Annotated in this window: 12 protein-coding genes; 9 read left to right on the forward strand and 3 right to left on the reverse strand. The window is 43.0% G+C overall.

The features are described 5' to 3' along the window. Nucleotides 1–35 precede the first annotated feature (35 nt). From cydD to H3V00_RS00520, 8 genes are all read left to right on the forward strand, one after another. Nucleotides 36–1,739, forward strand: coding sequence for a thiol reductant ABC exporter subunit CydD (gene cydD, locus H3V00_RS00485; RefSeq protein ID WP_171991503.1), 1,704 nt, complete (start codon nucleotides 36–38; stop codon nucleotides 1,737–1,739). After that, nucleotides 1,736–3,391, forward strand: a complete 1,656-nt coding sequence (locus H3V00_RS00490) for an amino acid ABC transporter ATP-binding/permease protein (RefSeq protein WP_198206698.1) — start codon at nucleotides 1,736–1,738, stop codon at nucleotides 3,389–3,391. The genes cydD and H3V00_RS00490 overlap by 4 nt, the downstream gene beginning before the upstream one ends. 378 nt (nucleotides 3,392–3,769) lie before the next feature. Then, the gene (locus H3V00_RS00495; protein WP_198206697.1) at nucleotides 3,770–5,314 is read left to right on the forward strand and encodes a cytochrome ubiquinol oxidase subunit I; all 1,545 of its coding nucleotides are present in this window, start codon (nucleotides 3,770–3,772) and stop codon (nucleotides 5,312–5,314) included. A 9-nt stretch (nucleotides 5,315–5,323) separates the two neighbouring features. After that, nucleotides 5,324–6,472, forward strand: a complete 1,149-nt coding sequence (cydB, locus tag H3V00_RS00500; protein ID WP_041879090.1) for a cytochrome d ubiquinol oxidase subunit II — start codon at nucleotides 5,324–5,326, stop codon at nucleotides 6,470–6,472. A gap of 64 nt (nucleotides 6,473–6,536) precedes the next feature. Further along, a complete protein-coding gene (gene cydX / locus H3V00_RS00505; protein ID WP_025330274.1) occupies nucleotides 6,537–6,656 on the forward strand; it encodes a cytochrome bd-I oxidase subunit CydX in 120 nt (39 codons plus the stop codon). Nucleotides 6,657–6,916: 260 nt separating this feature from the next. Further along, nucleotides 6,917–7,198 (forward strand): hypothetical protein, encoded by a 282-nt coding sequence (locus H3V00_RS00510; protein ID WP_198206696.1) that lies wholly within the window; start codon nucleotides 6,917–6,919, stop codon nucleotides 7,196–7,198. A 371-nt stretch (nucleotides 7,199–7,569) separates the two neighbouring features. Then, entirely contained in the window at nucleotides 7,570–7,932 is a 363-nt protein-coding gene (locus tag H3V00_RS00515; protein WP_198206695.1) for a DUF423 domain-containing protein, read from the forward strand. A gap of 28 nt (nucleotides 7,933–7,960) precedes the next feature. Continuing rightward, nucleotides 7,961–8,449, forward strand: a complete 489-nt coding sequence (locus H3V00_RS00520; protein WP_025330277.1) for a hypothetical protein — start codon at nucleotides 7,961–7,963, stop codon at nucleotides 8,447–8,449. A gap of 97 nt (nucleotides 8,450–8,546) precedes the next feature. Here H3V00_RS00520 and H3V00_RS00525 read toward each other — a convergent pair whose 3' ends face one another. From H3V00_RS00525 to H3V00_RS00535, 3 genes are all read right to left on the reverse strand, one after another. Continuing rightward, the gene (locus tag H3V00_RS00525; RefSeq protein ID WP_198206694.1) at nucleotides 8,547–9,917 is read right to left on the reverse strand and encodes an NAD-dependent succinate-semialdehyde dehydrogenase; all 1,371 of its coding nucleotides are present in this window, start codon (nucleotides 9,915–9,917) and stop codon (nucleotides 8,547–8,549) included. A 179-nt stretch (nucleotides 9,918–10,096) separates the two neighbouring features. Then, nucleotides 10,097–10,786 (reverse strand): LrgB family protein, encoded by a 690-nt coding sequence (locus tag H3V00_RS00530; RefSeq protein WP_025330279.1) that lies wholly within the window; start codon nucleotides 10,784–10,786, stop codon nucleotides 10,097–10,099. Between the two features lie 35 nt (nucleotides 10,787–10,821). Next, nucleotides 10,822–11,226, reverse strand: coding sequence for a CidA/LrgA family protein (locus tag H3V00_RS00535; RefSeq protein WP_080690438.1), 405 nt, complete (start codon nucleotides 11,224–11,226; stop codon nucleotides 10,822–10,824). A gap of 105 nt (nucleotides 11,227–11,331) precedes the next feature. On the opposite strand from H3V00_RS00535, the gene H3V00_RS00540 reads away from it, so the two are divergent. Further along, a complete protein-coding gene (locus H3V00_RS00540; RefSeq protein ID WP_144370498.1) occupies nucleotides 11,332–12,225 on the forward strand; it encodes a LysR substrate-binding domain-containing protein in 894 nt (297 codons plus the stop codon). Nucleotides 12,226–12,413: the final 188 nt, after the last annotated feature.

Consider the following 12,413-nt stretch of genomic DNA (forward strand, 5'->3'; position numbering starts at 1 on the left):
TGATAGAAAGTTTTAGACAACGAGGGAGAAAAGGGTTGGTTCGAAGTAACTTACATGCATCTGCTCCGCGATTTTATCTGCGCTTATGGCAAAAACGACAACACCGCTCATACCGGCTGGCATGGGTGCTGATGGTTACCGCAGCCGTATTAATTATTGTACAGAGTGCTCTACTGGCTAACCTTTTTGCTTTGTGGCTTAATGGAGAGGATGTAACTGAGACTTTATTTCAGTTTCTACCTTATCTATTAATCTGCTGGCTGTTGCGGCCGTTACTGAACTATTTTAAAGACCGGTTGCTATTACGGGCAAGTGTGGCAATCAGATTACAGTTGCGCAGTCAGTTAATGAAAGCACTGGCATTACTGGGACCTGAGCGTAGCCAGTATGGCAGTGATGGAGCTCTGTCTACAATGGTTCTGGAACAGGTAGATGCTCTGGATGGATATTTAAGCCGTTATGTTCTGCAACAGCAACTTGCAGTACTGATGCCGGTACTGATTGCTGCGGCTACCTGTTTTTATAGTCCATTTGCTGCTGCACTATTATTGCTGACTGCGCCACTGGTTCCGATTTTTATGATTTTGCTCGGACAGGCGGCAGCACGTAAAAATCGTGCGCAGTTTTCAGCACTGGCGGCTTTAAGCGGACGTTTTCTGGATTTGCTGCGGGGTCTGCCCACGTTACGTCGTTTAGGTGCTCAGTTGCAGGCACAGAAGACTATTGATGCCGCTGCTGAGTCTTATCGGGTGCGAACAATGGCGGTATTACGGCTGGCATTTCTGTCTACAGCCGTTCTGGAACTGTTTGCTTCACTGGCGATCGCACTGGTGGCTGTCTATCTGGGTCTCGGACTGCTGGGTGTATTGCCCTGGGCAAACGGACAAATACCGGTACCTTATCAGGGGGCATTATTTATTTTATTGCTGGCGCCGGAATTTTATGCACCATTGCGTCAGCTTGGTGCTGATTATCATGATAAAGCTAAGGCAGAGGCAGCAGCCGAGACATTAATGCCACTATATAAAGTGGTCGAAAATATTCCTGCTGTTTCTGAAGAAGTTGATTTTGTATTGCAAACACCTCCCAGTTTGCGCGCAGATTATCTGGTGGTATACGGACGTGATGAACGTATCCGTCTGCCGCAATTCAGTTTTTGCATAGAAGCCGGAGAACGTGTTCTGCTCAGAGGAGCGAGTGGCAGTGGAAAATCCAGTCTGCTGCAGGCCTTACTGGGGTTTGCTCCTTACTCTGGTACTTTATGGATCAATCAGCATAATTATGCTGAATTAAATTTACCGCTATTACGACAGTCGGTGGCTTATCTGGCACAGACGCCACCAATATTGTCACTATCAGTTGCCGAAAATTTGCGGCTGGCCAGCCCGGATGCTACGGATGAAGAATTGCAGCAGGTACTGCAACAAGTAGGACTGTGGGTATTAATTCAGCGTTTACCTCATCAAATGGATACACAACTGGGTGAGCGTGGTCGTGGAATGTCCGGCGGACAGTTACAACGACTGGCGCTGGCACAAATGCTGTTACGAAAAGCACCGTTATGGCTGCTGGATGAACCAACCGCTCATCTGGATGCGCAAACAGCATCGGAAATTATGCAGTTGCTGGCGCAGCTGAGTATCGGTAAAACGGTGATACTCGTTAGTCATGATATTAGTTTTGCCGGATGGGTTGATAGGGAAATCATGCTGACTGACCGGCAGGAGCAATTACGATGAAGCGTTATCATTTGTTATGGTCACAACAGCAGCTGAAACTGTCTAATTTATTGCTGAGTCGCAAGAGTGCCTGGTTACTGGCATGGTTATTAGGGCAGGTAACGGCTATAGCCAGTATCGGACTGCTGGCTCTGTCCGGCTGGTTTATTACTGCTGCCGGGCTGGCCGGAATAATAAGTCTGGCAACAGCTTACACCTTTAACTATTTTACTCCGGCAGGGGTGATCCGTTTGCTGGCGATAGTGCGTACCGCGGGGCGCTATGGTGAGCGTCTTGGTTCACATGATGCAGTACTGGGTCTTCTGGCTGATTTACGCAGCGGGATGTTTTCTCGTCTGGCTACAGGTAAACAGCAGCAACAGAACGCTCTGCGGCAGATGCATTCTTTACTGAGTGATATTGAATTGCTGAATAACTGGCCGCTTAATGTTGTATTGCCATGGTTATGGGCATTATTCATGTTGCTGGGCATTCTGGGGCTAACTTTAATTGTGGCCGGCAGCAAACTGACATTGTATCTGTCTATTCCATTATTTCTGGCAACTGTCGTGATTCCGGCATTGGCTGCACTGTACGGACAAAACTGGGGCAAACAGCAGGCAGGATTGGCTGAAAAGCGGCGTACAGCTTTATTGCAACCACTTGAAGCAATAACAGCTTTGTTGCAATGGCAGCAATGGTCACGCTTTGCAACGGTTTTTCATGCCGAAGATCAATATTATGTCTCTGGCCAGTTGCATCAGCAGCAACTGGCAGGAAGAGTAGTATTGTTACAGCAGGTATTGATGGCTGCAGCAGTGGCTGTTTTGTTATGGCTGGGAAGTGAGCGTTTCGGTGGCGATGCAAACCTTTCAGTAGCCATGTTGCTGGCGCTGGTGCTGGCTGTATTTGGTTTTACAGAACTGGTGCTGGTACTGGGTATGAATATGATGACCTATGGTCTGTGTCAGGCTGCATGCATACGTCTTAATGCAATTACGCCCGCACTGACTGTTGAAGAATCAGATAAAAAGCCTTTACCGGCACAACTGCATTTACAGGCGCGTGCATTACAGGCACGCTGGCCGGATGCGCTGAACGGAGCGGAAAATGTCAGTTTTGATTTGGTTAACGGTAATATTTTGTTGCTGCAAGGAGCATCTGGTGCCGGGAAATCAACTTTGCTGGCAGTATTAGCGGGGGAACTGGAACCAGCAGCAGGGCAATTGTGTTGTAATCAGCAACCGTTTTCAGCATGGCAGTGGCAGGGAGAGGTGGGTTATCTGGCTCAGCAACTGGATATATTTGATTTAACTCTGGCTGAGAATCTGCGTTTGGGTAAAGCTGATGCTACTGAGGATGAGTTGTGGTCAGTACTTTCCAGCGTCGGGCTGGCTGTATGGGCTGAAAATCAGCCCCAGCTTCTGGAGACACGTCTGGGAGAATATGGAGCAGCTGTGTCAGGAGGGCAGGCACGTCGTATTGCTTTGGCACGTTTACTGCTGCGTCCTTATAAAATACTGATACTGGATGAACCGTTTGCCGGTATTGATGAGCAGGCACAGGCAGAGCTGGCTTCTGTGCTGCAACAGCATCAGCGGCAAGGTATTCTGATTGTAGCAAGCCATCAGACTAATCCGTGGTCTGAGGCTCAGATTTTGCAAATAAATTGAATAAATTCTGAATAAATTTTTAGCTGATTTACTTTTCTGGCAGCCATTTTGTGGCTGCCTTTATTTGATCTAGATCAAATAAATAACTAATAACAAATTTTAACAAAGACATTGTATTATAATTTCTAAATATATATTTTTAGCATTTATAATGTAAAAGTAAAATATATAATATTTTTAACAATAGAAGTTTAGTTTATTTTTAATTTTACATATTTAATGTAAACTTAAATAACTATATTTATTTGTTAAATTTATGCATTAGTTTAATATTTCCGATTTGTATAGTATATTAAATTCTATTAAATTGAAATATTTATCAATGCCGGTTTAAAGATAAATATAATTTTTATTAATATAAATTACAGGAACAAAGCCATGGATTTAGTGGAACTGTCAAGGCTGCAGTTTGCGCTGGTCGCGCTTTATCATTTTTTGTTTGTACCGCTAACATTGGGGATAGTATGGATTCTGGTAATAATGGAATCCACTTATGTGTTAACCGGTAAGCAGATATATAAAGATATGACGCGATTCTGGGGCAAATTGTTCGGCATCAATTTTGCTCTGGGTGTAACTACCGGTATAACAATGGAATTCCAGTTTGGTACCAACTGGTCATATTATTCGCATTATGTGGGGGATATTTTTGGTGCGCCATTGGCTATTGAAGCGCTGATGGCATTTTTTCTGGAATCCACTTTTGTAGGCCTGTTCTTTTTTGGCTGGGAAAGACTGAGCCGGCCTGGTCATCTATTAGTTACCATTCTTATGGCACTTGGTTCCAATCTGTCTGCATTGTGGATTCTGGTAGCCAATGGCTGGATGCAGGATCCGGTAGGGGCGCATTTCAATTTTGAATCAATGCGTATGGAAATGACCAGTTTTACTGACATTTTCCTGAATGAAGTAGCGCAGAATAAATTTGTACATACAGTCTCTGCCGGTTATGTAACCGCTGCGGTTTTCGTGATGGCTATTTCTGCCTGGTATATGCTGAAACGTCAGGATGTCGAATTTGCCAAGAAAAGCTTTCGTATTGCCGTAGCTTTTGGTGTGGCTTCAATTCTGTCAGTTATTATCCTGGGTGATGAATCCGGTTATACCGTGGGAAAATCACAGCAAACTAAAATGGCGACACTGGAAGCCATGTGGGAAACAGAACCGGCTCCGGCTTCGTTTAATCTGATTGCTCTGCCAAATGAGCAGAAAATGGAAAATGATTTCGCTATCGAAATTCCATGGGTAATGGGTTTAATCGGTACTCGGTCACTGGATAAACAGATTCCGGGAATTAAGGAAATCATTGCTGAGAATACGGAGCGTATTCGCAATGGACGGGAAGCTGTGATTGCGCTGGAAACATTGCGTAAAGACCGTACAGATGCACAAGCACAGGCTGCCATGAAAAAATATGGCGATGATCTGGGCTTTGGCTTACTGCTTAAATCCTATGTGCCGGATGTACGTCAGGCTACTGAATCTGATATCGCACATGCAGCCCGGGAAACAATTCCGCGTGTCGCTCCGATGTTCTGGAGTTTCCGCATCATGGTATTGTGTGGCTGTCTGCTGCTGTTGCTGATGGTTGTAGCATTTTATACTTCGGTTAGAAATAGTTTTGCAGATAAACGCTGGTTGCTTAAATGGGTGTTCTGGAGTTTACCATTGCCCTGGCTGGCCTGTGAGGCAGGATGGTTTGTTGCGGAGTATGGACGCCAGCCATGGACAGTATATGGTGTACTACCGACTAATCTTTCGGCTTCTTCGCTGACAGCTGCTAGTCTCTGGGGATCAATTTTCGGTTTTGTAACGCTGTACACAATCTTATTAATTGTGGAAGTGTATCTGATGGTACGGTTTTCCCGTCAGGGCCCGGGTTCACTGGGTACAGGGCGTTATGCTAATGAAGCAGAACATTAGGAGTAGACCATGGAATTCTTGGATTATTCGGTATTAAAATTCATCTGGTGGTTGTTGCTGGGTGTTCTGCTGATTGGCTTTGCCATCATGGACGGGCAGGATATGGGGGCAGGTTCTCTGCTTCCGTTTGTTGGCAGAAACGATAACGAGCGCCGTGTCATTATTAATTCAATAGCCCCGCACTGGGATGGTAATCAGGTATGGTTTCTTACTGGTGGTGGTGCTATTTTTGCAGCATGGCCATATGCTTATGCAACAGCATTTTCCGGCTTTTACTGGGCAATGATGGCTGTGCTGTGGGCAATGTTTTTCCGTCCGGTAGGATTTGACTATCGCAGTAAAATCAATAATGCCCGCTGGCGTACTACCTGGGACTGGTTACTGTTTGTCGGCAGTTTCGTTCCACCGCTGATTTTCGGTGTGGCTTTCGGTAATCTGCTGCTGGGGGTGCCATTTCATTTTGATGATGATTTGCGTTCTTTCTATACTGGTTCATTCTGGGCTTTGCTCAATCCTTTCAGTTTGTTGTGTGGTGTGGTATCGGCTGCAATGATTACCTTTCATGGTGCGATTTATCTGGCATTGCGCACAGATGAACAGGTAAGACAACGTGCACTGCGTGCCAGCACAATTGCTCTGATTGTTGTGGTAATCGCATTCTCACTGGCCGGTATCTGGGTCAATATGGGAATTAATGGTTACAGCATGGTTGAGGGAAGTTATTTGCCTGGAGCTTCACCTGATCCGCTGAATAAACAGGTGGTCAGTGCCACTGGTGCATGGATGAATAACTATCAGCAATATCCGCTGCTGTTAGTGATACCGGTACTGGCTTATGTTGGTTTTATAGTGGCATGGCTTCTGGCAAAAGGCGGGAAGAATTTTGTAGCATTCTGGTTTTCAGCATTGGGTCTTGGCGGCGTAATCAGTACCGCTGGTGTATCCATGTTCCCCTTTATCATGCCTTCAAGCACAGATTTGCGCTCCAGCCTGACGGTATGGGATGCCAGTTCGAGTGAATTTACTCTTAAAATTATGCTGGTGGTGGCATTAATTTTCGTGCCGCTAATGTTGTGTTATACCAGCTGGTGTTATCGGGTGATGCGCGGTAAGGTAACTACCGACATGATTCGCAAAAATGACCATAGCCTGTATTAAATTCGGCTTAGTCTGCCGCTGGTATTTTAGTCGGCAGACAAGCCAGTAAAACAAGGAGTATTTTATGTGGTATTTTGCCTGGTGTTTAGGTATTGGTTTTGCCATACTGCTTGGAGTAGTAAATGCATTATGGGGTGAATATCAGCAAGACAGAGATAAGTTAGATCAGCAATCACAACAATGAAATAGTGTATGCCAGTCTGATACATTCTGTTACTGAATTAATTAATTTTAAAAAAGTTCCTTTGGTTTGCTGTATACCAGTTTGCTTGGTATACAGCTTTTTCTTTTATACTAAAGGTAATACAAAGGTAATAATTGTATTTATTGAAATGATTTGTTCATTATTGTTTGATTTACAGTAAATTTGATGTATTTTGCTGGAAAGTGCTGGTTTTTTGTATTAGTATAATTAATGAATATAATCTTCGGAAAGGAATCCGAATGAATAAATCTATGCGTAATAGTCTGATTTTTGCTATTGGGCTGGTTGTAGCAGCAGGTGTTAGTGCTAAGGAAATCAAAGTAGCTAGTAATAACACTGCATATGCGCCGGAAGAAATACAGAAACTGGCCAATACAGCAGTAAAAATGGGTGTAAAAGAACCTCTGAATATGAACGTTGCTTCCGGTAATCTCATTGTTACCGGCAGTAGTGACACTAAATGTATATTTAAAGTAGGTACGGCAAAAACGCCACAAATTAGCGGTATCAGCTGTAAATAAATAGAAAATAGCTATTACAATCAAAAGATGAAAAACTGACCTGTTCATAGTAACTGGTCAGTTTTTTTATCGGTAATAGCATGATGAAAATTAGAAGAAAGAGTGAAAAGATTAATGTATCTTGGAGGAAAATTTACTCTTTCGATTGGTTTTTATAGATCTATTTTCAGCAATATAATCTTTCCTTTAATTTTTATTTTGGTTTTTATTTGCATGAAGGACAGAAAACGGGAATTTGCCATAATAATTGTATTTATGTAAGTAATTTGAGATTCAGTAAACCGACCTTTATACTGCGCTTAGCTGAATAGTCTGTTGGTAATAAAACAGGCACATCTATGGTTTAATTAATTGAATAATGGGGAATTGATATGTGGTTAGGTATTGCAGCAGTTAATCTGGCTTTGGCAGTTATGCTGGGTGCGTTTGGTGCACACGGATTAAAACATATGGCCAGTGCGCAGCAACTGGAGTGGTGGCATACAGCAACACTGTATTTTTTCTGGCATGCACTGGGATTACTGGTATTAGGCGTACTGGCAAAAGCAGTTCCGGCATTTATGGTAAAAATGCCGTTTTCTTTGCTACAGCTGGGATTGATTATTTTTTGTGGTTCACTGTATCTGATGGCTTTGGGTTTGCCACGCTGGCTCGGTGCAATTACACCGGTTGGCGGCGTTTTAATGATTGCCGGCTGGCTGACTCTGGCATGGCTGGCTTTTAAACAGCAGTAAAATTTACGAAACCTGACAGGAGGTTGCTATGCGCGGTAATGTTTATTCAATGATAATGAGTTTCTTACTGGCAGGCAGTCTGTGTGCTTGTAGCCATTCAGCAGCTGTAACAGCTAATAGTTCTGCTCAGGTTTTCAACCAATCAGCGACGCCAGTTGCTTATCAGCTGGCCGATAATTACTTCATTAAAAATACAGTAACCGGATTAGTCCCGAGACACATTAGTTCATCTGTTGAATTTGCCCGTTACTTCGGTATGGCTGCAACTATGGGGAAAAATGGGAAACCAACTCCTATTGATTTTGCAGCTCATGATGTAATTGTATATGATGCCGGAATCGTGCAAAAGCAGCTGGAAATTACGCCCTTAACCTTAAATTATGCTCAGGATAAGCTGGTATTAGATGTACGCATTCGTTCTGGAGCAAGACAAAGTTATCAGATGCATCCGTTTGTAATTTTGATTGTGCCTAAAAACTTACCTGATAAAGTGGAATTCAAATTGCTACAACCATAAGCAGTAAAGATATGGTTGGTGTTTTATGGCCAGTAACTGGTTATTATCTAAAAAAGCAGTCTGTATAAACAGACTGCTTTTTGCATAAATAGGAGGATTAGTCCTGTGCAAGTACCACAAGTTTGTGATTAACAAATTCTTTAATGCCCAGATCACTTAGTTCACGTCCGAAGCCTGAACGTTTAATTCCGCCAAACGGCAATTCAGCTACGGAATCACCGAAGCGGTTAATAAACACCATACCGGTTTCAATTCGCGAAGCCAGTTTTTTAGCGCGTTCAATATCTTTACTGAAAACAGTTCCGCCCAGACCAAAATTAGAATCATTAGCCAGTGTAATGGCCTCTTCGTCATTTTTTACAATATACAATTGTGCCACGGGACCGAAAAACTCTTCAAAGTAGGCCGGATTATCCCGGCTGATATCTGTAATCAGTGTAGGGGTAAAGAAATTGCCTTCAGCAGGTTTGTTACCACATAATACTTTAGCACCATGGGCAATGGCAGCATCAAGCTGCTCTTGTAATGTATCCTTGCTTTTACGAGATGAAAGTGGTGCCAGTGTCGTATTTTCGTCCAGCGGATCGCCCATCACTACCTGGGCAAAATCTTCCTGAACAATCCGGGTGAATTGTTCAGCCACTTTTTCATGCACGATAAAACGTTTTGCTGCAATACATACCTGACCGGCGTTAAACAAGCGTCCTGCTACTGCGGTATGTGCGGCGGCTACTACATCTGCATCATCTGTGACAACGAATACATCATTACCGCCCAGTTCCATAGTAGATTTTTTCAGTTTATTGCCAGCCTGTCCGGCTACAATACTGCCAGCACCTTCTGAGCCTGTCAGAGCCACACCCTGTACGCGTTTGTCACTGATAATGGTTTCTATCTGCTCCGGAGTTACAAACAGATTGGTATAAGTACCGGCAGGTGCCTGGGCTTCATGCAGCAGATCTTCCACTAGTTGCGCACATTGCGGAACATTACTGGCATGTTTGGCTACAACCGGATTGCCCACAGCAATAGCCGGTGCAATAACCCGGATAAGCTGGTAAATAGGAAAATTCCATGGTTCAACTGCCAGAATGATACCGATAGGATGATGTTCCACCCAGCCTTTGCCCAGTTTGCTCGGATAGGCTGCCGGTTTTAGCAATTCTGCAGCCTGTTTTGCATAGAACTGGACAATTTCAATGCAATTAACAATTTCGTTACGGCTCTCTGCAATACGCTTACCCATATCCAATGTGATAATACGGGCAATTTTTTCCTGGTGCCGTGTCATAATTTCAGCCAGGCGTTGTAGTAATGCCTGTCTTTCGCTGATGTTTTCCGGTTGTGACCATTCAGACTTGTATAGAGCATGAGCCTGAGTCAGTGCGTTTTCTACCTCAGTATTAGTATGATTGGAAAAAGTTCTGGCCAGCTCGCCAGTAAACGGATTGATAGATTGATAAGCCATATTCAGCTATCCTCCACAGATGTAATAGATAAGAGTAATTTGTCTGTAAAAATGCAGAGCAGAAGAAAGCGGCTGTCCGAATCATGCCCGAACAGCTTTAACGCAATTAAGAAATAGTAACAGAAGCCGCTAATGATTGTACGGCAGCGGTAAAGTTTATGTAAAGCAACTTATCTTTATTATAACCAGACTATGATTTTCACTATTAAAGGTCCGGCCAGCACCATAAATAGACCTGCCAGAATCATAGTCAGGCTGGCAACCACACCTTCGTCGGCATTACGCTGAATTGCCCGCGAAGTACCAAATCCATGAGCGGCATTACCAAAAGCAGCACCATTGGCCAGATGCATCCGGCTGCGACTAAAAGCCAGTGTGATATCACCAAACAGCATGCCTGTCAGTCCGGTTATGATGGTGAATACGGATACCAGCGCCGCTGAACCATGAATTTTGTCTGCGAGCTCAATGGCAAACGGAGTAGATACGGAACGTGCCATGAGGCTGTAAGTCACTTCGTGGTTAAAATGAAATAGTCGAGCCATCAGATAAGCACTACCCACTCCGACAAACATTCCCACAATAATAGCTGTCATCAGAATCGGTAACTGACGTTTCATTACATCACGATATTGATAAATCGGAATGGCAAAAGCAACAGTGGCAGGACCAAGTAAGCCGGAAATATAACGTGTATATTGATTATATTGTGTATAACTGATGTCCAGCCATTGCATGAGGGCTATGGTTAATACACTAAAAGTAATGGCGGGTGACAAAAATATAACCGGCTTGGCGCGATAGCATTTTTTTGCCAGTGCATACAATGCAATTGTCCAGATAAAACAGCCGGCAGCAATTATATTCATAACAGATATCCAGTTAGCAATTAAATATGGCCAGTTCAGACATGGCGATGTTTAATCCATACACGGCGCAGACGATAGCAGTATTTTAAGGTCAGAGCAGTACTGCTCATTACCAGAAATGTACCTGTTACGATGCTAATAACCAGTTGCCATCCTTCAGCAGCAAACAATGCCTTGTATTGAACCACTGCAATAAGAACAGGCATAAAATACAACATTAATTCACCCAGCAAAACCTGTGCACCACTGGCGATCCATGATAATTTCAATATGTTAAGCTGTAATAACAGCAATACCAGAAACAATCCGATTACACCGGCAGATAAAGGGATATGGGCAGCTTTTTCGATACCCAGCCCTATCAGCCAAAATAAAATGATTAATAAAATTTGTGCGCATATATGTAAGCAGTTTGCCATGCGAAGGTGTAACATATTCATTTTGGCTGTTCCTTATAGCCAATTATTGGAAACCACTCATTATAATTAGCCTTATTAGGCATAATATGAATTATAATTTTATTATTATTCTTTTTTTGAATATTTATGATTGATATAAAAGCACTTCAATGCTGGGTCACTCTGGTTCAGAATCACAGCTTTTCAGTTACTGCGGAAAAACTGGCATTATCCCAACCGAGTATCAGCAAAATAATTCACGCACTGGAAAATGAATTAAATGTAGCCTTACTGCAGAAAGGAGAAAACGGACGCAAACGTCAGGTTCTGCCAACAGAAATTGGTAAGCGTGTATATGAATATTCTCTACAGATACTTAATCAGGTGTCGTTGCTGAAACAGGAGGTAGAAGATTATCGTGAACTAAAATTGGGTACATTGCGTATCGGTATGTCGTTACTAGGGAGCCGTTTGCTAACACCGGCTTTTTTTAATTTTCATCAGCAATGTCCGGATATTGAGCTGGCTTTTATTGAAGCCGGTACTCGTGATATTGAAGCAGCCTTGCTGGATAACCGTCTGGATGTAGGTCAGTTACTGTTACCGGTAAGTGATGAATTTGATTATATTCCTTTATGCGATTACCCGATGATGGTACTGTTTCCGCGTAAACGGTTAGCAAAGATACCTGCATCTATGTCTTTGCGCAGTTTGCGTGATGAGTCTTTTATTTTGTTTAGTCGCGGTTTTGTTTTATTTGAACGTGTTGTTAATGGTTGTCGTGATCAGGGATTTGAGCCAAATGTGGTTTGCTGTACCAGCCAGTGGGAACTTTTGCGTGATATGGTAGCAAAAGAAATGGGCATTGCTTTACTGCCCAGTTATTATACGGATGAATTTGACGATAAAATATTTGCAGCAGTTCCGTTAACCGATCCGGCAATTAACTGGAGTCTGTCTATGGCGTGGCCTCGTCACAAAAAACTGACACCGGCTGTAAAAGCATGGCTTAAAGTTATCAGAGAGGAATTTTCCAAATAACTGTTCAACGTATAAGTAAGCAGAGTATTGGAAAAGCAGAAAAAAGTAACCAATGACAAACAGCAGCTTGAAAAATAACTTTCTTTATTGTCTGCAGAATGATAGTGATTTATATTTTTACAAAGGGTTATTGTAAAAACTAACTGAGGATAAATTCATATAATAACCGGAAAAACCCTTTTATCACT

This window comes from Snodgrassella sp. W6238H11 (assembly GCF_016100525.1).
GTDB lineage: Bacteria > Pseudomonadota > Gammaproteobacteria > Burkholderiales > Neisseriaceae > Snodgrassella > Snodgrassella alvi.